22 protein-coding genes and 1 tRNA gene are annotated in these 21,810 nt (G+C 48.1%); 5 read left to right on the plus strand and 18 right to left on the minus strand.

Annotated elements, in window-relative coordinates:
- Nucleotides 1–58 precede the first annotated feature (58 nt).
- From ABUL11_RS04615 to ABUL11_RS04625, 3 genes are read left to right on the plus strand one after another with little or no spacing between them, the layout of a single operon-like run.
- On the plus strand, nucleotides 59–703 hold the full coding sequence (locus ABUL11_RS04615) for a hypothetical protein (RefSeq protein WP_350282691.1): 645 nt from the start codon (nucleotides 59–61) through the stop codon (nucleotides 701–703).
- Between the two features lie 15 nt (nucleotides 704–718).
- A complete protein-coding gene (locus ABUL11_RS04620) occupies nucleotides 719–1,036 on the plus strand; it encodes a helix-turn-helix domain-containing protein (RefSeq protein ID WP_350282692.1) in 318 nt (105 codons plus the stop codon).
- On the plus strand, nucleotides 955–1,905 hold the full coding sequence (locus tag ABUL11_RS04625; protein WP_396956502.1) for a tyrosine-type recombinase/integrase: 951 nt from the start codon (nucleotides 955–957) through the stop codon (nucleotides 1,903–1,905). The genes ABUL11_RS04620 and ABUL11_RS04625 overlap by 82 nt, the downstream gene beginning before the upstream one ends.
- A gap of 67 nt (nucleotides 1,906–1,972) precedes the next feature.
- Here ABUL11_RS04625 and ABUL11_RS04630 read toward each other — a convergent pair.
- From ABUL11_RS04630 to secA, 7 genes are all read right to left on the minus strand, one after another.
- Nucleotides 1,973–2,048, minus strand: a tRNA-Thr gene (locus ABUL11_RS04630).
- 17 nt (nucleotides 2,049–2,065) lie between these two features.
- A complete protein-coding gene (locus tag ABUL11_RS04635; RefSeq protein WP_350282694.1) occupies nucleotides 2,066–2,500 on the minus strand; it encodes a ClpXP protease specificity-enhancing factor in 435 nt (144 codons plus the stop codon).
- Nucleotides 2,497–3,096 carry a glutathione S-transferase N-terminal domain-containing protein gene (locus tag ABUL11_RS04640; RefSeq protein ID WP_350282695.1) on the minus strand — a complete coding sequence of 200 codons (600 nt, stop codon included), beginning with the start codon at nucleotides 3,094–3,096 and terminating at the stop codon, nucleotides 2,497–2,499. The genes ABUL11_RS04635 and ABUL11_RS04640 overlap by 4 nt, the downstream gene beginning before the upstream one ends.
- 48 nt (nucleotides 3,097–3,144) lie before the next feature.
- Nucleotides 3,145–3,849, minus strand: a complete 705-nt coding sequence (locus ABUL11_RS04645) for a cytochrome c1 (RefSeq protein WP_350282696.1) — start codon at nucleotides 3,847–3,849, stop codon at nucleotides 3,145–3,147.
- Nucleotides 3,846–5,093: a cytochrome b gene (locus tag ABUL11_RS04650; protein WP_350282697.1), complete on the minus strand. Its 1,248-nt coding sequence runs from the start codon at nucleotides 5,091–5,093 to the stop codon at nucleotides 3,846–3,848. The genes ABUL11_RS04645 and ABUL11_RS04650 overlap by 4 nt, the downstream gene beginning before the upstream one ends.
- 1 nt (nucleotide 5,094) lies before the next feature.
- Complete coding sequence (gene petA, locus ABUL11_RS04655; protein WP_350282698.1) at nucleotides 5,095–5,700, minus strand: ubiquinol-cytochrome c reductase iron-sulfur subunit; 606 nt, start codon at nucleotides 5,698–5,700, stop codon at nucleotides 5,095–5,097.
- Nucleotides 5,701–5,879: 179 nt separating this feature from the next.
- Nucleotides 5,880–8,609: a preprotein translocase subunit SecA gene (gene secA, locus ABUL11_RS04660; RefSeq protein WP_350282699.1), complete on the minus strand. Its 2,730-nt coding sequence runs from the start codon at nucleotides 8,607–8,609 to the stop codon at nucleotides 5,880–5,882.
- A 508-nt stretch (nucleotides 8,610–9,117) separates the two neighbouring features.
- On the opposite strand from secA, the gene ABUL11_RS04665 reads away from it, so the two are divergent.
- Nucleotides 9,118–9,546 (plus strand): DciA family protein, encoded by a 429-nt coding sequence (locus ABUL11_RS04665; protein WP_350282700.1) that lies wholly within the window; start codon nucleotides 9,118–9,120, stop codon nucleotides 9,544–9,546.
- Between the two features lie 11 nt (nucleotides 9,547–9,557).
- On the opposite strand, the gene ABUL11_RS04670 is transcribed toward ABUL11_RS04665, so the two are convergent.
- From ABUL11_RS04670 to ABUL11_RS04710, 9 genes are all read right to left on the minus strand, one after another.
- On the minus strand, nucleotides 9,558–10,208 hold the full coding sequence (locus ABUL11_RS04670) for a DUF2959 domain-containing protein (RefSeq protein WP_350282701.1): 651 nt from the start codon (nucleotides 10,206–10,208) through the stop codon (nucleotides 9,558–9,560).
- Nucleotides 10,209–10,260: 52 nt separating this feature from the next.
- Entirely contained in the window at nucleotides 10,261–11,226 is a 966-nt protein-coding gene (locus ABUL11_RS04675; protein WP_350282702.1) for a hypothetical protein, read from the minus strand.
- Nucleotides 11,227–11,235: 9 nt separating this feature from the next.
- On the minus strand, nucleotides 11,236–12,204 hold the full coding sequence (locus ABUL11_RS04680) for a diacylglycerol kinase family protein (protein ID WP_350282703.1): 969 nt from the start codon (nucleotides 12,202–12,204) through the stop codon (nucleotides 11,236–11,238).
- Nucleotides 12,205–12,208: 4 nt separating this feature from the next.
- Nucleotides 12,209–13,435, minus strand: coding sequence for a CDP-alcohol phosphatidyltransferase family protein (locus ABUL11_RS04685; RefSeq protein WP_350282704.1), 1,227 nt, complete (start codon nucleotides 13,433–13,435; stop codon nucleotides 12,209–12,211).
- 7 nt (nucleotides 13,436–13,442) lie between these two features.
- Nucleotides 13,443–14,510, minus strand: coding sequence for an LPS export ABC transporter permease LptG (gene lptG / locus ABUL11_RS04690; RefSeq protein ID WP_350282705.1), 1,068 nt, complete (start codon nucleotides 14,508–14,510; stop codon nucleotides 13,443–13,445).
- Entirely contained in the window at nucleotides 14,507–15,583 is a 1,077-nt protein-coding gene (lptF, locus tag ABUL11_RS04695; protein ID WP_350282706.1) for an LPS export ABC transporter permease LptF, read from the minus strand. The genes lptG and lptF overlap by 4 nt, the downstream gene beginning before the upstream one ends.
- A gap of 18 nt (nucleotides 15,584–15,601) precedes the next feature.
- Nucleotides 15,602–16,420: a nucleotidyltransferase family protein gene (locus ABUL11_RS04700; RefSeq protein WP_350282707.1), complete on the minus strand. Its 819-nt coding sequence runs from the start codon at nucleotides 16,418–16,420 to the stop codon at nucleotides 15,602–15,604.
- A 49-nt stretch (nucleotides 16,421–16,469) separates the two neighbouring features.
- Nucleotides 16,470–17,627 carry a GNAT family N-acetyltransferase gene (locus ABUL11_RS04705; protein WP_350282708.1) on the minus strand — a complete coding sequence of 386 codons (1,158 nt, stop codon included), beginning with the start codon at nucleotides 17,625–17,627 and terminating at the stop codon, nucleotides 16,470–16,472.
- 87 nt (nucleotides 17,628–17,714) lie between these two features.
- Entirely contained in the window at nucleotides 17,715–18,191 is a 477-nt protein-coding gene (locus ABUL11_RS04710) for a hypothetical protein (RefSeq protein WP_350282709.1), read from the minus strand.
- A 226-nt stretch (nucleotides 18,192–18,417) separates the two neighbouring features.
- Here ABUL11_RS04710 and ABUL11_RS04715 point away from each other — a divergent pair, with 226 nt between their 5' ends.
- Nucleotides 18,418–19,095, plus strand: a complete 678-nt coding sequence (locus ABUL11_RS04715) for an exopolysaccharide biosynthesis protein (protein ID WP_350282710.1) — start codon at nucleotides 18,418–18,420, stop codon at nucleotides 19,093–19,095.
- Between the two features lies 1 nt (nucleotide 19,096).
- Here ABUL11_RS04715 and ABUL11_RS04720 read toward each other — a convergent pair whose 3' ends face one another.
- Complete coding sequence (locus ABUL11_RS04720; protein WP_350282711.1) at nucleotides 19,097–20,476, minus strand: phenylacetate--CoA ligase family protein; 1,380 nt, start codon at nucleotides 20,474–20,476, stop codon at nucleotides 19,097–19,099.
- Between the two features lie 8 nt (nucleotides 20,477–20,484).
- The gene (locus tag ABUL11_RS04725) at nucleotides 20,485–21,570 is read right to left on the minus strand and encodes a glycosyltransferase family 4 protein (protein ID WP_350282712.1); all 1,086 of its coding nucleotides are present in this window, start codon (nucleotides 21,568–21,570) and stop codon (nucleotides 20,485–20,487) included.
- Nucleotides 21,571–21,810: the final 240 nt, after the last annotated feature.

Genomic DNA, 21,810 nt, shown 5'->3' on the forward strand with positions numbered 1-21,810 from the left:
TCCTGAAATGTGCAGTTATCGAAAGCGGCTCAACAAGATATAAGCATATGGAAACTAAATGGCAACCGAGGGGAATATGAAAATAGCCGCTCTATTTGTACAAAAGGACGGATGCTATGCCAACTTACCAAATATTGATATATGGCCTATTGATCGTGATGCCAGGAAATATAGCGGTCCGTATCCAGTCGTAGCACACCCACCATGTCAGCTATGGGGAGCATTTGCTTCTATAAATTACAAAAGATGGGGTGGGGAACACAATCGTCCAGGAAATGATGGTGGCTGTTTCGTCGCAGCATTACGCAGTGTAAGAAAGTTTGGAGGTGTATTGGAGCATCCAGCGAAAAGCAAGGCTTTCAGAGAATATGGATTATTACCCCTAGGCCCTGGATGGCAGGCAATCATAGATGGAGGCTGGGTTTGTGAAGTTTGGCAAAGCGCCTACGGTCACCGCGCAAACAAATCAACATGGCTGTATTACTTCGGCTCATCTACACCCTTCGGATTGAGATGGCAACGCCCAGAAGGATCACATCAGGTCGGATATCACGATCAACGTGGGAAAGAAAGAAATAAGCCGACCCTAAGACGGCGTGAAGCAAATGCAACACCGATCGAATTCAGAGACGAATTAATACGACTAGCCGCAAATAGCAATCTGCACAAAACCGGCAACAGCCCAAAACTGGGTATCAGGTAGGCTGGCCGAATAAAGATGGAAGCCAAAATCCTGACCACCGATGAAGCTGCATCCTTGCTTAAAGTGAGCCGCGTGACAATGTTATCGCTGGCTGCAAGCGGAAAGATACCATGCCGTAAGATCGGCCGTGCATGGAGATTTGTTGACATTGACCTGATCCGATACATATCCGAACATAAAGAGGAACATAACAATGGGGAGGTTAAATGTCACTCTATAAACGAAAAGATTCCGCTTTCTGGTGGGTCAAAATCAGCCATAACGGAAGAATCCTATATCAAAGCACTGGGACTTCAGACAGAAAAAAGGCGCAGGAATACCACGACAAACTGAAGGCCGGGTTATGGGAGCAATTAAAACTTGGAGCAAAGCCCCATCGAGCATGGGAAGAGGCAGTCATGAAATGGCTGGGAGAAACCAGACACAAGGCAACGCAACATGATGACCTTACTCACTTACGCTGGCTGGATATATATCTCAGGGGAAAGTTGCTGCATGAAATCAGCCGGGAAGATATCGATCAGATCATCAAATCCCGATTACACGAGGGATCATCCAACGCTACCTGCAATCGGACGCTTGCTGTAATAAGAGCAATCCTGCGTAAGGCCACCAATGAGTGGGAATGGATTGACCGCTATCCGAGCATAAAGCTACTCCCCGAACCAAAGAGAAGGGTCAGATGGTTGACCCGGGAAGAAGCGAACAGACTCATCGGAGAACTGCCCGCACACCTGGTGTCAATCGTGCAGTTCAGTCTGGAAACAGGATTAAGACAGTCAAATGTTACTGAGCTGACATGGGATCAAGTCGATCTCGATCGTTCATGCGCATGGATACATCCTGACCAGGCCAAAGCAAAGAAAGCCATACCGGTACCCTTATCAAAAGCCGCCATCCAGATACTCAAAAGCCAGATCGGGAAAAATGATAACCACGTTTTCACCTACAAGGGATCAAGGGTTATACAAGTCAACACCAAGGCATTTCGTAATGCACTCAAACGCGCAGAGATAGAAGATTTCAGATGGCACGACCTACGACATACATGGGCAAGCTGGCATATACAAGCCGGCACACCGCTACATGCACTGCAGGAATTGGGCGGATGGGAATCAGCTGATATGGTAAGGCGGTATGCTCATCTTTCCAGCGATCATCTGGCTAAATATGCTGAAAAAATGAGCGGGGAAATTCACTAATGGTTACGTTTCTTGGGACAGGTAACAACAAGCTACTAACTAATTACACTGCAACCTATTGATTTAATGGTGCCGGCAGCAAGAATCGAACTCGCGACCTTCTGATTACAAATCAGCTGCTCTACCAACTGAGCTATGCCGGCAAACAGGAAAAATCAAACTACTTTATAATTTTCAAAAAAGGTTTACCCCGTTTACTCTCAATGGATAAAGCCTGGCTGTCCTGTGAAACAGGGTGATCTACACTGCTTCCTTGTTCATCAGCAACATCTGTCTTATTGACTTCCGGAATAAAAGTAAGTCCCTGACCTGATTCTCTGGCGAATATCGCGACCACCGCTCCAATCATAATCTCAACTTTTCTTGGCACCCCGTTAAAGCGCGCTACAAATTGAATTGTTTCATTATCAATTAGCAAATCATTCGTTGCCTGATAACTTATATTAAGTATTATTTCTCCATCCTTGAATGATTCAGCAGGAATACCCGAACAACCGCTCTCCTGTACTGAAACATGCGGACAATACATGCTGTCGGTACACCACTGGTGTACCGCACGTATCAAATAAGGCTTGATTGAAGAACCATCATTCATTTACGCATCAATTTTTCAGATGGAGTCAGCGCATCAATAAACAAGGGCCTGCTGAAGAGTCGCTCGGCATATTTCAGCAATGGTGCCGCCTGCTTTGGCAGCTTGATACCATAGTGATCAAGTCGCCATAACAAAGGAGCAATCGCCACATCCAGCATGGTGTATTCGTCCCCAAGCATGTATCTCTGTTTCTCGAAGATGGAAGCGATCATTGTCAATCCGTTCGCTATCTCTGCACGTGCTTTATCTGCTATTTTATGATCTCCCTGTTCCAGAGATTCTATATGGCAGAAAAGCTCCTTCTCGAACCGGTGCAGCAACAGTCTCGCACGAGCTCGCATTACCGGTTCCGCAGGCATGAGTTGCGGGTGCGGAAAACGATCATCAACATACTCATTGATAATGTTTGCTTCGTACAGCACGAGATCTCTCTCGACCAGAATAGGCACTTTACTGTAAGAACTGATTACAGCAATATCTTCAGGTATGTTGTTGGGATCAACATCAATAACCTGAAAATCCATATCCTTTTCGTGTAATACAATACGACACCGGTGACTGAAAGGGCAGGTCGCCGTTGAATACAATGTCATCATAGCTACTGTCAGATGAAACCGGTTACACAGAAACTGACTTCAAGGAGATCAATGTACATCTCTCCAATATTCTTTCTTGAGCAGATAGGTCAGCCCCAACATACCAAACAGGAACAACAGTACAATAGCTCCAAGTTCCTTACGATAAGGTGCATGCGGCTCACCTAGATAAACCATGTAATTCACCATATCGGCTACGAATCTGTCGTATTCCTCTTTGGTCATCGTACCCGGTTTTGTTTGCACCAGGTTTCCGGTTCCAGGTTCGAGTACCTGCCATCCCTGCAAATGATGCAGAACGTGAGGCATGGCCACTTTGTCAAAAATCAGGTTATTCCAGCCACTGTAAGTTGAAGTATCCTGATAAAAAGTACGCAAATAGGTATACAACCAATCTGCTCCACGAGCTCGAGCAATGACGGATAAATCGGGAGGAACCACACCAAACCATCCCTCAGCCTCTTTCTTTCTCATCGCGGCTTCCATAAGATCACCCGTTTTTTGCCCAGTATGGATAAGGTTAGCACGAATATCATCCTCACTCATTCCGATATCGTGATGACGATTGAAACGCATGAAATTGGCACCGTGGCAAGTAAGGCAATATTCCACGAAACTCTTGGCTCCCCGCTGTAGAGATTCCTTATCGGCTCTGTCTATGGGAGCTTTATCCAGCTTGACTTCCTGACCGGAAGAATAAGCGACAAACGGAGCCAATAATATGGCTAGTAGTAAAAATTTTATCATTCTCATTTTGTTACATTCTTCGGTTCTGGTTTAGTTTTGTCTATTTTGCTGTACCACGGCATCAGGAGAAAGAAAGCAAAATAAATTACAGTAAAAATTTGTGCCAGCAATGTATACAGCGGGGTTGGAGATTTAGTACCTAACCATCCAAGAACGAAAAAGCTGATCACAAAGAGAGTCAGTGCAAATTTGAAATATGGACCCTTATAGCGGATCGATTTAGCCGGACTGCGATCCAGCCAAGGCAGAAAACAGAAGATAACCACTGATGCTGCCATCAGAATCACTCCCCATAACTTGGCATCCACCCCCAGGAAATTTACCGTGACTGCGCGCAACATCGAATAATATGGTGTGAAATACCATACCGGTGCAATATGATCAGGTGTATGTAAAGGATTGGCTGGAATAAAGTTGTTGTCTTCCAGGAAATACCCCCCCATCTCGGGTGCGAAGAAAATAATTCCACAGAATACGATCAGAAACCCGACCACTCCAAAAATATCCTTGACCGTATAATAGGGATGAAACGGTATGCCATCGACCGGTATGCCAGTACGTGGATCTTTGTTGGCCTTGATCTCAATACCATCAGGGTTGTTGGAACCAGTTTCATGTAAAGCGAGGATATGCACAAATACCAGCACGACGATCAATACCGGCAATGTGACCACATGGTAAGCAAAAAACCGGTTCAATGCTGCATCCGACAGCATAAAATCGCCAAGAATCCAGTTTGATAGAGTATCTCCGATGACCGGTATCGCCCCAAACATACTCACAATCACCTGTGCTCCCCAATAGGACATCTGCCCCCACGGAAGAATGTATCCGGTAAACGCCATGCTCATCAGCACGAAGAAGATGGCCATACCGATCAACCACAGTAATTCACGCGGCTTCCGGTAAGATCCGTACATCATCCCGCGGAACATATGCAGGTAAACTACCACGAAAAACATGGAAGCTCCTGTGGAATGCATGTACCGGATCAACCACCCAAAATCCACATCCCGCATGATATACTCAACCGATGCAAATGCCATTCCCGCATCAGGTTTGTAATTCATGGTCAGAAAAATACCTGTCAGCAACTGGTTGACCAACACAAGCAGTGCCAGCGACCCAAAGTAATACCAGAAGTTGAAATTCTTGGGAGCGTAATACTCAGACAAATGTGCTTTCCAGGTAGCTGTTAAAGGAAAGCGCTTGTCTATCCATTCCATCATTGCATTTTGCTGTTTACTCATTTTAGGCGGACTCTTTACTGTCTGAACCGACCAAAAGCCGGTTGTCACTCAAATAGGTATAAGGAGGTACTACCAGATTGGAAGGGGCCGGAACACTCTTGTAGACACGCCCGGCCAAATCGAATTTGGACCCGTGGCAAGGGCAGAAGAATCCTCCCAGCCATTCCGGACCTAAATCAGCAGGTGCAATATCTTTTCGATAGACTGGTGAACATCCCAGATGAGTACAAACCCCTAAAACGACCAATATTTCAGGCTTGATCGATCTTGTATGGTTCTGCGCATAAGGAGGCTGCTGATCCCGCTGTGAATCAGGGTCAGCGAGCTGGTCATTCAATTTTTCTAAGTTATCCAGCATTTCAGGAGTGCGCTTGAGTACCCAGACAACCTTTCCCCGCCACTCAGCCGTTAACAACATACCCGGCTCCAGTTTGCTGATATCCACCTCGACGGGCGCCCCTGCAGCTTTGGCCCGCTCACTCGGCATCATGCTGCGTAAAAATGGGGTCGCCACACCCGCACCGGCAACTGCACCGGCGACCGAAGTGGCCACCAGTAAAAAGCGGCGGCGCCCGCTCATCTTTCCATTCTCACCACTATCTGTCATTTTCTAACAATTCCATTTCATTAATTTCCTGTCAACCAGCAATACACTTAATTAACAAACCACAAAACAAAATCGAGACCCGAGAACGCCAGTCCTCAAAGTAGTAACCCCATAAGGGGAGCCATTTTAGCACAACCTGTACCTACTGAGATAGATTGATTGCCAAGCTTACACAGCCCCTAGTTCAATTTGCCATGACATTGCTTGTATTTTTTGCCCGATCCACAAGGACAGGGATCATTTCGTCCGATTTTTTCATTTTTACGGACAAACGGCTGCTGTTTATTCTCGTGACCTTCTGCTGTAGGTCGCTGTTCTTCCGCCAATTCGCTGTGAGTATCATGATGATATTCCAGATTTCTAGGTACCGATGTTTCTGCAACTGATTCAACCTGCTGTTCACTACGAATCTGCACTGTCATGAGAATTTTGGTTACATCAGCTTTAATGGCATCAAGCATACTGGTGAACAACTCAAAAGCTTCCCGTTTATACTCTTGTTTGGGATTCTGCTGTGCATAGCCTCGCAAATGGATCCCTTGCCGCAAATGATCCAGTGCAGCCAGATGTTCGCGCCAATGTGTGTCTATACTGTGCAGCATGACCATCCGTTCGTATTGATGCATGATGGGCGCACCGACCTGCTCAACCTTGTTCAGATAATTCGTATTTACCAGTTCCACGATCCGGTCACGCAGATTTTCTTCATGCAGCTCACTATCTTCCTCCAGCCATTTCTGAACAGGAATTTGCAGATGAAATTCGCTGGCCAGCGCTTTTTCCAGCCCTGGAATATCCCACTGTTCTTCGATACTCTGCTCAGGAATGTAACGACTGATGAGCAGATGTACCACACTTTCCCGGATGGCGGTGGTCGTTTCTGAAATACCCTGCTCGGCATCCAGCAGTTCGTTGCGCTGCTGGTAAATCACCTTGCGCTGATCGTTAGCTACATCATCATATTCCAGCAATTGCTTGCGAATATCAAAATTTCGGGCTTCAACCTTTCTCTGGGCATTTTCTATCGCTCGTGTAACCCAAGGGTGCTCGATTGCTTCTCCTTCCGGCATTTTGAGGCGCGTCATGATATTTGCAACTCTGTCCGAAGAAAAAATACGCAAGAGGGGATCTTCCAGTGACAGGTAAAAACGACTGGAACCCGGATCTCCCTGCCGGCCAGCACGTCCGCGCAACTGATTGTCAATTCGGCGTGATTCATGCCGTTCGGTACCGATGATATGTAACCCGCCCAACCTGATCACTTCATCATGTCTGACCTGCCATGCCTGATGAATTTCTTCTATTTTTTTACTTTTGGCAACTTCATCAAGCATTTCATCTGCCCGGATACGATTGATTTCCTGCTCCTGATTTCCACCCAGGACGATGTCCGTTCCCCGACCAGCCATATTGGTCGCAATAGTTACCATCTTTGGCTGTCCTGCCTGAGCAATGATATCGGCTTCTCTGGCATGCTGTTTGGCATTGAGCACCTGATGAGGCAATTTCTCCTTGGTCAGCAGAGCTGCGAGCAATTCATTGTTCTCGATTGAGGTTGTCCCCACTAGGACAGGCTGGCTACGCTCGTAACAATCCTTGATATCCGCAATGATTGCCTGATATTTTTCCTGAGGGGTGCGAAAAACCTGATCCATACGATCATCTCGTGCCATTGGACGATGGGTAGGAATAACGACTGTCTCCAGTCCATAAATCTGCTGAAACTCGAATGCTTCCGTATCGGCAGTACCCGTCATACCGGCAAGTTTTTCATACATCCGGAAATAATTCTGGAAAGTAATGGATGCCAGCGTCTGGTTTTCTTTCTGAATTGGAACGTTTTCTTTGGCTTCAACGGCCTGATGCAAGCCTTCTGACCATCGCCTTCCCGGCATCAGGCGACCTGTGAACTCGTCAACGATGATAACTTCACCATTCTGCACGACGTAATGCTGATCACGGTTGTACAACACCCGCGCACGTAATGCGGCATTGAGATGATGAATCAAACTGACATTCGCCGGATCATACAGACTGGACCCGACAGACAGCAAGCCCGCCTCGCTCAGTAATTTTTCTGCATGCTCGAATCCTTCTTCGCTCAGCAACACCTGCTGAGTTTTTTCATCCACGCTATAATCACCAGGGCTTTTTTCATCTTCCTGCCGAGTCAACCCGGGAATCAATGCATCGATACGTTTATAGATTTCGGTATCACCCTCAGCCATCCCCGAGATAATAAGCGGCGTGCGGGCTTCATCGATCAGAATCGAATCGACCTCGTCCACGATTGCAAAATTCAGCACGCGCTGCACCCGCTCCGCGCTGTGTCCCACCATATTGTCACGCAGATAATCAAAGCCATATTCGTTGTTCGTGCCGTAGGTTATATCCGCGGCATAAGCGGCCTGTTTTTCCTCGTGAGGCATTTGTGACAGTACCACGCCGACAGTCAGCCCGAGAAAGCGGTAAATCTGCCCCATCCATTCTGCATCACGCTTTGCCAGATAATCATTGACCGTAACGATATGCACTCCTTTGCCCGATAGTGCATTCAGGTAAGTCGGCAACGTCGCCATCAGCGTTTTTCCCTCACCGGTACGCATCTCGGCGATTTTTCCTTCATGCAGAACCATGCCACCAATCAACTGTACATCAAAATGGCGCATACCCAACACACGCTTCCCCGCTTCCCTAACCACGGCAAACGCTTCAGGTAACAACTGATCCAGCTTCTCTCCGTTTGCAACACGTTGTTTGAACTCACTCGTCCTGGCGCACAGTTCCTCATCTGATAGTGGGGAAATCGTGGCTTCCAGCTCATTGATAGCGCGAACGATCTTTGAATACTGTTTTATCAGCCGGTCGTTGCGGCTGCCAAAAATACTCTTTAGTAAGTTACTCAGCATGGGAAATTAGTTATTTGTCTATTGATGTAAAAACGTACTGATTACAGATCATCTACCGAATTTGATTTGTTTCATAGCAGAAGAATAATAAAGGCCGTTGTTTGTGAGCCGGCTTGCAGCCCGATCGGAGAAATCCTGTTAATGACACGAATGAATGTGTCTGTGCAGAAAACGAGTAACGCAACATTATGTTTTCGGGCTCAGCGCGCTCAAGCATCAAGTAATATGCGAGTAATTTGGCATTTTTATACTGGTTAAACCTCTCAACCGGAATGAACACTTAGTGCTGTAACTTTCCCAGTTGCCGGGATAGCAAAACCCGGTCATACTACCATAATCGAAATGGTAAGCTGAACAGAGTCGCCCAGAACCCTACGGTGCCATCTTTCCTGCGAGCCTTTTACGCTGCAACCTACCCGGACAGTACCTTGATATCCTGCTTTCCTCACCTGAGCTCATATGACCAAAAATGTAAAGTAACGTGCCCATTCTCAATCTAAATAATTTTTTGGCAGCACTCGGTAACACACCCGATTATGGTCGGTTATTTGCCAGGGCCGAGCATCTCGCACAAGTGCAAAAACATCTGCTGAATACCATTCCTTTCCCACTGAGAAACCAGTGTACAGTGGGTCAGTACACCGCTGACGGGCTCCTGGTCATTTATGCGGGTAATGGCACCACCGCCAGCCGGCTACGTCACCTTGCTCCATCGATCCGGCAAAAAATGAACAATGCTGGCGTCAAGGTTGAAAATATCAGGTTTTCCGTCCAGCCACAGTTATATTCCCCGGAGTCCAGGAATGCTCGCGAAATCACACGTTCACTGAGTCGGACTGCAATCGAACATCTGGACAAACTGTCCAATTCACTGCCGGCAGGATCTCCACTTCGGTCTTCTCTCGCAGCTTTACTGGCGAACAGCCACCGCAAATAGCCAAGCAGCCATTACTTAGTTTTTTCTATATTGCTGATAAATGTATTGGCTTCATTGATAGATTTTTCCATCGCAGCAACCAGAGTCGAAACATTCGATTGCAATGTTTTCAATTCACCTTTCAACGAGGCGATTGCCCGAGCATTGAGATTATGCTTGAGGTACATGACCTGATCGTTGAAAACGGTCAACACGGGCTGTATCCTCGATTCTGCGTTTTTCATGGCCGCAATGAGCTGCTTGTAATACGACCTGGTCTCAGTTAGCTTGTCCTGACTGCTCCGTTTCAGTGCCGGATTTGAATATTGCGTGATTTCCTGTTCCCATTCTCTGAATAATGCTGCTGAGATGCTTTCGATATCTTCGATACGACTTCTAACTTCCTTTGCTTTGTTCACACTCGCCTCATACTCACCATTCAGTTTTTTGTAAATCTTCTCAAGATCCCCCCCTTTAAAATTGGTAGCAGCAGAAAACTGCTCCAGAGCAGATTTGAATTGCTCTCGTGTTTCTTCCTGTGTATCTCTCGCTTTCTCCACCCGATAAACCAGTACATCCCGCTTCGGGATACCGATTTTTTCAAGTCCACCGTAATACATGGTGGAACAGGCCGTTAGGGAAATCACAAAAATCACAGCAAAGAACCAGATTGAATACTTCATGATCGTCACTCCCAAATAAATTTTCCGGTAAATACCCGGATATTGCATCTGCTCAGCGCAATACACCACGCCGCAGTAATTGCCACATGACTTTATATCCCCAGAGAATCGGATGACGTCTCAACATAGGCGTAATTTCCACTTTGATGCCGGTATGGCGTTCAATTTTCCATGCAGCATAATCCAGACAATCCCGGAAAGTCATTGTCGCTTTACTCAGCCGCAGAATCGACAACACTCTTCCCTGCCAGCGCCGCAAACGCCAGTAGATACGTGCACTCAATCTTTTCAGTGGTGTGACCGGCTCGATATGATATCGCCCATCAGCCTGTAAACTCAGCAGCGGGTTCAAGACAGGGATGGCCGCTGCAGTCAGTCGGCTGTAGATTTCCGGATCAATCCGTACCAGATGACACGCACGCGCTTCACGCTCTGCACGCAGTTCGGCAGCATAAGTCAGCATCAGACCGGAAGCCCAGATCGTCTCCAGGTCACTGGGGCCAGGTTCAAGTACAGGCAGCGTCGTACTGATGAATTTAAGTACGGCACTCGCCTGCGCAGCATAGACGCGCTTCCTAGTCTGATCGTCGCGGGTATAAAGCAATCTGACCGGCTGTGCAAAACGTGCCCAGATATAGGGGTGAAACCACTGCCGGGCGCCGCGTTCAAAATCCTCCGTCGAAATAACTGCGTACTTTGCACGCATCACACTGGCCGCTGCAGGAACTTCCAGATAAAAGACATTCGGCGGCAGCCAGGCGTTCAGGCCAGCCAGCAGACGACCGGAATAAGCCAGCCGATAATCACTGACCAGCACATAAAAATCAGCAATACCCTCAGTCAGGTCAGAAGTATGCAAGCAGGAGCCATATAAAACGATTGCATCCAGTGCCTCTCCGAAACGCTGTCTCAACGCATCGATAAAAACCTGAAATGCCGGATGTACAGGTCGGGCATCCTGGATTGCAATTTCCTGTATCAGAAGATCCGGAGTATTTTGTAAATCAGTAGTACCCATTCATATTTTTCATAAAACGCGGAACAGAATCGGACCATCAGCCGTGATTTTCAGCGGGCCATTCTGGCTGGAAGCATAGTAAAGCTCACCATCCACGATATATTCATCATCCAGCCACAGTTCGATCGAAGCCGCGTTATAGCTGGTATAGCCGTCTTCCTTCTGCAAATGGTGACCACGCCCTGCGATTAATGGCCAGATAGCGCGCCAGAACCGTTTGCTGTGTTGCCCGATAAATGTTGCGTGCAATGGTGCTTGCTCCCGTCCCCAATAGGGGCGAATACCAAGCAATAATTTCTCCAGCGCGCTGATGAGTGCGAACAGATACACTCTCTCACTCAATGTCCCTGTTTCATCTTTTTGTGTAATACGCACCGGCGCCCATTCGGCCTGCGGGCGCCCCAGAAACATACCCGCCAGCGAGCGCAATACGATTAGAATGGTAAAAATGTTACCGGTCACTCCTATTTGCTTGATCTGGCTGCGTGAAAATTTTACACCACGTGCAATCAGGCCGAGACCAAGCATCATTCCATATACATTCTTCATACCAGCCTGCTCGATACGCAACACCGGTCTTTGTATTTGTCTCACGTCACCAGGTCGTCGCAGATATTGCCTGATTCTGGACAAAATCTGTTCGGCTCGCCCGTCCATCCCCAGATCCAGTGCAGTCATGTTGGTCGTCCCGGCAGGCACGATGGTGATCTCCGGCCACTTGTCCGCTGGCAAGCGTTCAAACAGACAACTCATCACCCCTTGCAAAGTACCGTCCCCTCCCACAACGATCAGCCACTCGATCTTCACTTCAACTACGACAGTGGCAGCCCGTTCAAACTCGATCTGATCGATTGCCCGAATCTGTCTGATTTCCGGTAACGTTGCCAGAAGACTCTGCATCTGTGCAGCATGCTTGCGAAACCAACCTCCCAGCGGGTTATAAATCAAACCAATTCTGGCAGGGATCAGATCCACCACTGAATTACTCGTTATCAGCGGCATTGACATGCTGTTGGGGAAAAGGTAACCGGGTAAATACTCTGACGGCAAACTGCTGCCTGTCCCGAACGGGATCGATACCTTCCATCCAGGAGTGAAGCACGCCGTCCTGTGACCGGCTTTGCCAGGCAGCGAACAATCTGTAAACGAGAAACAAGGTCGAAAGCAGGTGCCACGATACGACCAGAATAAACCCGATATCCGGCCGATCTGCCATCCAACCAGCAGTCAGCAGGATCAGATTCGGATTGCGCCGTGCAGTAATCAAACGGTGAAACGAATCGACTTTACGCCAGATGAAAATATCAAAAGATGCCAACCAGAACTGAAAAGCGCCTTCACAAAGACGGCCCCCTACATAGCCAATGAACATCAGCCAGATCAGCAATTCAAGATCGGCCACAGGCGTGGCGGTAGCCATGAGGCCTACTCCCCAGGCCAGATACCACAATGGCGGATGAATGATATCCAGGCCGTGATCCAGCACATCGCCCAGCTTGCTCGATGTCAGCGTGACACGTGCCAGCTTGCCATCGACCGTATCTAAAAAGGTCATCAGCCATGCCATGATCAGGCCGATACCAAACGCGCCATACCAGAATGCTACGCCTGCCAGCACAGCCAGGACCAGACTGAGTAACGTCACATGGTTGGGTTTCAGGCCCAGTCGGACACACAAACGCGTTGCCATAAATGCCGGCCAGGGCCATAGCCATTTGGTGACCAGATCGGTTACACCCTTATAGGATGCGGCAAACAGCTCTGATTCAAGCTCGACTTGGTTACAACGCCGGATCGACAGTACATAGGGCGGATCCTTCTTCTTCAGATTCTGCTGCACCTGAATCGGGAGATCTTTCAAGGTACGAACGGGAAAATCATCAGATGCCGGTCGTTTTTCATTCAGTACTTCACACATCGCAGCGACATCTTTCCCGTCAGTCAGAATCGCAACTGGAATCTCATCCAGGGGAGCCACGAGTATGGCCGGTTCACGCAATGCCATCAGTGCACTGATTACTCTGCCATCGAACAGATAGTCGGCACGCAGCAGCAACACGGGATCAGTCTCGGCCAGTTGTGATACCTCTTCCACCACAGTGGCCATCTTGATCGTTCCCAGCATCCGTTCGAGGCGTGTACGTCCGTCCATTCCCCACAGACTGGTTTTACTGTTGTCAACAATGTGAACGAAGAAAGCAGTAGTCATATTTCTCTCAAAAAATGCGCCGTAACAACCAATATGCTGCGACAGCAATCAGAATCATTCCAGGTGCAATCGAGACGACAATCGGATTCAACTGGAACACCAGTCCAATATTGGCAATGATCTGATCAAACAGGTAAATACTGATCCCCATGAGTGCAGCTAAAATCAGTTTACTTCCCAATCCCTCACGCACAGAGCCGAAGATGAAGGGAATAGCTACCAGGATCATCGCAATCGTCATGATCGCCCCACCGACCTTGCGCCACAATGCCATGACATAGGCATCCGCTTTCTGGCCAGTTGCTTTCAAAAATTCAGCATGTTTCACCAGCTCCACCGGCGTCAGACTTTCTGGTGACTTGGTCAGGGTCGCAATGTCGTCCGGGCCAAGAAACGAATGCCACTGAAGGGTATGTGCCTTCCTGGAAGTAATGCGACCCGGGGAGAATGTACGGATCGTGACATCATGCAGCTTCCACAGGCTCTCATCAAAAATATCGGCATACCATGCGTGGATGTGAGCGGTCATGGATCCTTCTCCACCGAAATGGATGACTTCGATATCCGTAGCACGCCCTTTATGCAGCATCTCACCAATACGCAATATATTCCGCTCATTTCGCGTCCAGATACCAAGCCCCTTACCCAACTCAGCGCCTTGTTCCAGTGCAACTGCCCGCAACATCGTTGCCTGCTGCTGAAACTGAGGAGCCACAAAATACTCCAGTGCTATTGTCGAAGCTATGAGTAATCCTCCAATTCCAACTGGAGCAAGACCAATCATCAAAGGGGAAAGCCCTGCTACCCGCATCGCCACCAGTTCCAGATTGACCGCCAGTGCGCCCAGTGCACCCACCGTCCCCAACAGTGCGATGAACGGCGCGATCTGGACGAATCTGCGGGGCATCAGCATTGCGGTATACAGAAAAGCATCCAAGGTGGTATACGTCCCTTTCCCTACGTCATCGAGCTGATCCAGCAAATCGAAGAAACTGAACAGGGGTAACAGGACCGCAGCAGCAATAACCATTCCCGTCAGGACCTGCAATGCGATATAACGATGACAGATTCTCACTGTTTTCCTGCAGGCAATAAAGATCTGAGCTCAGGAAGGCGCAGCAGAACAATCAGGATAAGTAATCCATATACCCACCAGATCCCGGGCATGACAGCCACCACACTCTGCTCCACCCAGGTTTTGGCCAACCCGCTGAGATTGTAATAAACAGCAAAAATCAGTGCTGCGACAAGAAAGGTTCTATCAGTTTTATCCTTGCGTGGTGCTGTACGGGTAAAAGAAACGGCGATCAGCGCAAGCAGAACAGTCGCGATAGGCCGGGAAAGCCGCCACTGCAACTCTGCAATTTCACGCGGTTCTTCAGAATCCCATAAAGAACGAGTGGATGCTGCCTTGCGCCGATAATTCTGAGCCTGATCGTTTTCATTGAAATAGACCATCTTGTCAAAATGAATGGCGCTGTCTTTGACAGCATCAAAGCTGAGACGATAGATCTGGCCTTCCTGCAGTTCGATATGCGGCCACTGTTCTGCAGTCATTGGCTGCTGGTAACCTTCCCTGGAAATAATGATTTCTCTGCCTTCAGTCGTTCTGATGTAGTGGAAAACGCCTTCCATACGTTTTTCCAGATCATTCTTACCCCGAATAAAGATCACCCGGCCACTTTTTTCACTGCCATAAAACCTTCCGGGCTGAAACCGGTTGGTATTCAATTCGGCTTCGGCCTGCGCATCCATGATATAACTTTCCGCATAAGCCCATGGACGGGCATAAACGGAAAGAATCCCGCTGAGAACGGCGATCGGCAGAGCAATTATGAAAACGATGCGGATGATCCGGTTATCTCCATATCCGGCGGTACGCAATACATTAATTTCCTGATCCCGGTTCATCCGGCTCAAACCATAGATAACCGCCACATAAAACGCAATGGGAACCAGCACTTCCAGAGCAATGATGGTTTTCAATCCGACCAGCTTGAACATGGCGGCGGTACCAAGCGTTTCAGTCACGGCACTGGTCAGGAATCGTGCAACACTGAAACTGACGAAAAGCCCGATCAGGATGACCGTTACCACGATGAAAGGAAGCAACAGTTCCCGTGTGATATACCTTTCAATGATTTTCATGGAAATCGGCCAGCCGTCTTACATCAAGGGTCGTATTGGATCGGATCGAGCCAGGATGGATTCTACCAGTTGCAGATCTTCCACTTTATCGACATCGATGCCGGCATCAGGAAAGGGCAAAATTACCGGGCGTACCCGAACGCCTGTTTTTCCGGAAATTTTCTGTAATGCCTGGTCGAGCGTCAAACGTCCGAGCAGATACGACCACACAGCCTGCCAGCCGAGTACCTGGCTGATCAGCTTCCAGGGACGCTTGCGCAATGTTTCCGCCTGCTGCCAGAAATCCACCAGTGTACGCCCGCGTGCATTATTGAATGCGAACAGATTACACCCACAGAAATTTCCATCTCGCAACCGTATCACCGTACGGCGGGTATCACCATACCGGGCTTGCAGGGTTTCATATCTGATAACCCCGACAACCGCATCACATTCCAGATTACTGGAAGCCTGCAAAAAATATTCCACGATTTCCGGGGTAAGCAGGGCATGATCCGCTGTCGTCAGTAAAACCTGTTGTTGCGGGTCGATGCATGAAAGCCCATGGGCAGCACTGCGAGCTGGTGAATCCAGATTTTCCACCCAGTCCACCTGCCTGATATCAATACGTTGTTCGAGTTCTTCGCAAGCCGAAAGCAGTGACTCCGGCGGACCGCATAAAAGAACAGACTTTATTTTGTGACAGTCATTCAGAGCGTCGAGTACACGAATAACCATTGGTTTACCGCACACGGGAGCATAAGCCTTGCACACCGTCCCTGCATAACGTGCCACGGAATCCTGGTCGCCCCGATCGGCGGCCAATACCAGAGCGGCAAACTGATCGTTATGACTCATTACAAACAGAACAGTATCTGAATTTCCCTGACAATCGACTGCACCCTGATCACGTTAGCGTCTTTTCGTAAATACGATAGCGCTTGTACTCCCTGCCGCCAATTTTTTCCAGAATCGCACGCATGGGCTGATTGTCTTCAAGTATCCAGGATAGTTCGACATGCCTGATTCCCTTTTCCCATGTTGCTCGTTTCGCTGCACTGATTACCTTAAAAGCTAACGCAATCCCAGGAAGAGTATGGTGAAATTGCTTGCGGACACCCATCAGAGGAACCCGACCGGTAGTAATGGAACCAGATTTAAGTTTATTGACCAGGTGAAGCCAGCCAAAAGGAAAAAGTTTTCCATTCAGTACCGGTAGTATCTCGTTCAGATTCGGCAGTATTGCTATGAAAGCGACGGGCATTCCATCTATTTCCGCTATCTGGATAAATTCATCCGGGACCAGCCAGCGCAAAGAACTGCCCAGCTCTGCAAACTCTTCTTGCGTAAAAGGAACGAATCCCCAGTTATCAGACCAGGCATCATTGAATATATCTCGCATGGTCTCTATTTCTTCATTGAACCGGTTGCGTTGCAGTGGCCTGATCCGGATCTGATGCCGATACTTGCGATCGACCGCCTGCATGGCAGGAGGTGGATCAAAATCCGTTGCCAGCCAGTAGGCCAGTAAATCCTTGCAGGAATGATAGCCGTTTTGTTCCAGCAGACTGGTATACCACTCAGGTGAATAAGGCATCATGAAAACGGGAGGAGTATCAAACCCCTGAACCAGTAAGCCACATTCCTGATTGATAGAAAAATTGAATGGCCCGCTGATCTGATTTACTCCCCGTTCAACCAGCCAGCTTTCGGCTACTTGTATCAGTCGACTGAAAACTGCTTCATCGCGAACGGACTCCAGCATCCCGAAATGCCCGGTATCCATCCCGTAGCGTTGCTGGTTCAGCTCATCTATCTGTGCGCTGATTCTGCCAACCGGCTGATTGTCACGGCAGGCAATCCACCCTTGCCATTGTGCGTGCCTGAAATAAGGATTGAATCTGGAGAGATGCAATCGTCGCTCCAGCCGGAGAGGTGGTACCCACAAAGGGTCATTCGCATATAGTCGCCAGGGAACTTCAATGAATTTTCCAATTCCACGAAAGCCTGAAACCGGGATAATTTCTATTTCCCCTTTCGCTTGACGACTCGGAAATATCTTCATCTAGCCTTGCCTGGCAAAAATGGAATAACCGAGACAATCCACCCGATAACTGGGATGTTGAACCTCACGGTTGCTACCGTAATCCGGTTATTTTTTGAATTGCGCGGTAAAAGCCAGCAAATCTGAAGTCATCTGCTGAAAATCCTGTTGCTGCTGTGGATCAGGCTGATTGACCGCGAGTTCCTGTGCAGCATCTTCCAGGGAAACTGGTTGCTCGTTTCCACCCGTGCGTGAGAACTGGTAAAACCTGTTCCATGCAGCGTTATATTCGCGCAACTGATTTTGTGGAATGAAATTCCTCAGCACTTCAAAAGCATCACGCAGAATAGGTAAACGCGGCTGCATGTAAGCTGCCAGATCATCCGGCCAGCGGGTAGCGACAGGATATAAACCAGTCAGTTCTTCCTGAAAAGCTGAATCAAAATACTCCACTGCTGTAGTACGGCGCCGGCGATTGATGATATCCACTGCCACACCCACCACCAGAATAAAACCCAGCAATGTAAATGGCCAGACCGGGGCTTCCTGGATATAAAGCGATACCTGTTCGATAAATTTATCCAAAATCTCCTCTACTTTTCTCTATCTAAGAGACAACATTCAAAATAACCGATATTTGCCGTCACAATCGATCGATATTGCCACAGCTCGCTAACTGCCGCAATGCTTTACGACTTGATGCCTCATATTCATCCATTCACAGGAAACAGATTCGTAAGAACAGTCAAAGACATGGTAAATTGCCGGGTGCCGTGCCGCCCGGACTGTAAAAACCCGACAAAATAAGTCATTGCGGCAATCTGAGCACCCTGAATCTTATATCGACACAACCAAGGAGAGGGTAGTGGAGGAGAACAAGGAAAAGAATACATCCGAACTATTGCAACTGATCGTTGTGCAAAATACCAATGCAGTAATCAGTGTGGGTGAAATTAAAAACTCATTGCACGAACGTGGTTTTGCCGTGCTGCTCGCCATTGCTACTTTACCGATCTGCCTCCCTGTTCCGGCGCCGCCAGGGTACACTACTGTTTTTGCCATTCCGTTGTTTATCTTCTCGATCCAAATGATATGTGGCATGAAAGCGCCGTGGATTCCCGAATGGTTAACAAAAAAAACCATAAAAAGGGGAACGCTGGACAAATTAATCACCAAAGCAGCACCATGGTTGCGCAAAATTGAAAGCCACATGCATCCGCGGCTGACTTACATCAGCGTGCACGCTTGGGAACGTATCATCGGCCTCTTTTCATTCATTTTTTCGATTTCTATTGCGCTGCCGGTCCCTCTGATCAATTTTCTTCCCGGCTTGGGAATCCTTATCATGTCATTGGGATTACTCAGCAAAGACGGTCTGACCATCATTGCCGGTATGATCGTGGGAACTACCGGTGTAGGAATTGCACTGATAGTGGTTGCACTGTTATGGATGGGAGTACCTATACCTTTCGTGCAATCGACCGATTAGTTCAGATCCCGGCCACTTTACTGATCACATAACGAAACTTGCCGGATTTCTCAGCCGGAATTTCACCCACCTGCTCCACCTCGATCTTTACATCCCGACCCAGTCTGGTTTGAAACGACTCAATGATCTGGCTGATCTGCGATGGATGCAGGACAACCTCTGCAACCACCCGAACCCGAGTTAAATCCAGGCTTTCCTGAATGATTTTGAAAGCCTTTATTTCCGGTATATCCCGCAAAATATAAATCAGAGCCAGTCCATGCATGACCGTACCATTCTGCGCAACGATAAAATCGGTGCTGCGGCCCTGTATCTCCCGAAGCAATGGTAATCCCCGCCCGCAATCACATGTTCTGTCATCCAGAATACCGATATCCCCGGTACGATACCGAATGAAAGGGAAATCTCTGCTTGCCAGATGAGTCACCACAATTTCGCCTGATTCTCCGTATGGAAGAGGATGGCCGTTAGGATCGATAATTTCAACGATGATATCCTCAGCGGTGATATGCATTCCACCCGCAGGACATTCATGAGCAATGAACCCGGCATCACGCCCCCCATAACCGTTTGCAACCGGGCAACCGAAAGTATTACTGATTTGTCTGCGTTGATCATCATACAGGCGTTCCGAAGTGACGAAAACCACCTGGATCCCCAAGTCGTGCATAGTAATGCCTGATTTATCAGCATATTCCGCTATGTGCGACAATGCCGAGGGATAGCCGAACAGCATTCTGGGGTGAAATCGGCGGATCGTTCCGAGAAAATCATCGAGCTTCTGGTCGGACATTTCAAATGCGGGCAATAATCTGCTGCGAAACAGGCGATCACGCCATGAACGTAACGCATCCTGCGCACCCAATTCGATCGGAGAACCCCAGACAACGATTTCGGGATCACCTATATCCACACCCCACCAACGTGTAGCCCGCCATTTCGCAGCAATATCATGACTAACACGTTCTTTACCAATAAAAAAAACAAGGGGTTCACCACTGGAACCCCCCGTATTGAAACGAGCGAGCCCTCGCGCCTGATCAGATTTGAGTTCCTCCAAATGTGTGCGAATGATTGATTTATCGAGAAGAGGCAAGTACTGCAAATCAGCTAGTGTGCTGGCTTTCTCCGGTTGAAAACCCAGGCCGGCAAACAATGTACGGTAATAGGAAACATGTGTGTTTACATAAACGAGCAACTGACGCAATTTTTCAGTCTGTAACTGCACGATCTTTTCAGGAGAAAACCATTGAGTCTGCTCCATGGATTTGTGCACATCAACGCTGCTGTGCCTTTTGAGATGTTCATGAAGCGGAAATAAGATGCCTGACACACACCTCGTATAAAAACTGGAACTCCTTTCCTGAAAATCGCGTTTCATTTCAGGTTTCATTTCAATATCTGCCCATAAACTGTCAATAATCGTTCACGTACATTCGGCCAGGCATGCTCTTGCGCCAGTTTCAACCCCTCATTGACCAGATGATTTGCCAGAATTGGATCATTAAGTACTTTCAATACCGCTTCTGCCATAGCATCTGGTCTGGCAGGGGGTACCAGCAGTGCATTCTTCTCATGCATAACCAGAAAGGGTATCCCTCCGACATTGGTGCTGACCACGGGTACCCCACTGGCCAGAGCCTCCAGAATTGAAATCGGCATATTGTCGACCAGGCTGGGATTGATCATCACATCAGCTTCCTGATAAAGCACTGGGATCATTTCATTATCCAACCGTCCAGTAAACCGAACACTTCCATTCAACCCCAGATCTTTTACCAGATGCTCCAGTGCGAATCGTTCAGGACCAGATCCGGCAACAGTTAACCGGGCTGCGGGTATACTCGCCCGAATGAGGCTAAAAGCGTATATCGCAGAAGCGATGTCATAAATCGGCTCAAGGTTGCGTGTCACAATAAGGTGTGGTTCACACGCCTTCTCTGTTTTTATCCTCGTCTTCCTTAAGAAACGGTCAAGATTGATGATATTAGGAACGATTACAGCATCGAATCCAAATTTTCTGAAAATATCCTGCAAGAACCCTGAGGGAACCAGAATTGCCGTCACACACCTGAGGCTGGGCCGGATCCAGAAAAAAGACTGGTTAAAAAATTTTTCTGCCTCCCCACCCCGGTAATTGATAACAACAGGTTTTCGTCGTATCCAGGCAATCCAGATAACAGGCGCGGCATAAAGATGCCAAGACCAGCCGGAATTAGCCATGACATGAAATAGCCGGATATTTTTTGCAGATATCCAGATATGTGCTAGATAAGGAATTAATCGGAATAGCGCACGCAAGCCTTTTAACTTTCCAATCCAAGCTGGGTAATAAGGCTTATTGGTTTGTATCAGCGTTACGGCAATACCTTCCTGCTGCAACAGTTCAGCCAGCTGCCTGGTCTGATTAGCCATACCACCAGAAGGTGGTGGCAAGGGCCCGACCAGGCCAATATGTAATCCGGATATTTCCAATACAAGCTCTCAGGGATAATTATTGCGAATAACTAATGACAGATCACAAACCGGCCGCTGAATAGACTTACTTGCAAGGTCTATTTTTCTTTTCTGCCAGTCACATCCAGTTTCAACAAATTTCCGCCCGGCTCTACGCAAATTCCTCCATTGATCTGGCATATCTATCAGATCCTTGACTTTCTGCACCCGTGAATTTGTATTGGCAGCTTGAACAAAATCTACAGAACTAAATACCTA

Origin of the sequence: Nitrosomonas sp., assembly GCF_040256045.1 — a bacterium.
Lineage (GTDB): Bacteria > Pseudomonadota > Gammaproteobacteria > Burkholderiales > Nitrosomonadaceae > Nitrosomonas.

Coding starts and splice junctions, on each gene's coding strand:
- ABUL11_RS04615 (WP_350282691.1), top strand. CDS start 59: ATGGCAACCGAGGGGAATATGAAAATAGCCGCTCTATTTGTACAAAAG.
- ABUL11_RS04620 (WP_350282692.1), top strand. CDS start 719: ATGGAAGCCAAAATCCTGACCACCGATGAAGCTGCATCCTTGCTTAAA.
- ABUL11_RS04635 (WP_350282694.1), bottom strand. CDS start 2,500: ATGAATGATGGTTCTTCAATCAAGCCTTATTTGATACGTGCGGTACAC.
- ABUL11_RS04640 (WP_350282695.1), bottom strand. CDS start 3,096: ATGATGACATTGTATTCAACGGCGACCTGCCCTTTCAGTCACCGGTGT.
- ABUL11_RS04645 (WP_350282696.1), bottom strand. CDS start 3,849: ATGAGAATGATAAAATTTTTACTACTAGCCATATTATTGGCTCCGTTT.
- ABUL11_RS04650 (WP_350282697.1), bottom strand. CDS start 5,093: ATGAGTAAACAGCAAAATGCAATGATGGAATGGATAGACAAGCGCTTT.
- petA (WP_350282698.1), bottom strand. CDS start 5,700: ATGACAGATAGTGGTGAGAATGGAAAGATGAGCGGGCGCCGCCGCTTT.
- secA (WP_350282699.1), bottom strand. CDS start 8,609: ATGCTGAGTAACTTACTAAAGAGTATTTTTGGCAGCCGCAACGACCGG.
- ABUL11_RS04670 (WP_350282701.1), bottom strand. CDS start 10,208: ATGAAGTATTCAATCTGGTTCTTTGCTGTGATTTTTGTGATTTCCCTA.
- ABUL11_RS04675 (WP_350282702.1), bottom strand. CDS start 11,226: ATGGGTACTACTGATTTACAAAATACTCCGGATCTTCTGATACAGGAA.
- ABUL11_RS04685 (WP_350282704.1), bottom strand. CDS start 13,435: ATGACTACTGCTTTCTTCGTTCACATTGTTGACAACAGTAAAACCAGT.
- lptF (WP_350282706.1), bottom strand. CDS start 15,583: ATGAAAATCATTGAAAGGTATATCACACGGGAACTGTTGCTTCCTTTC.
- ABUL11_RS04700 (WP_350282707.1), bottom strand. CDS start 16,420: ATGAGTCATAACGATCAGTTTGCCGCTCTGGTATTGGCCGCCGATCGG.
- ABUL11_RS04705 (WP_350282708.1), bottom strand. CDS start 17,627: ATGAAGATATTTCCGAGTCGTCAAGCGAAAGGGGAAATAGAAATTATC.
- ABUL11_RS04720 (WP_350282711.1), bottom strand. CDS start 20,476: ATGAAACGCGATTTTCAGGAAAGGAGTTCCAGTTTTTATACGAGGTGT.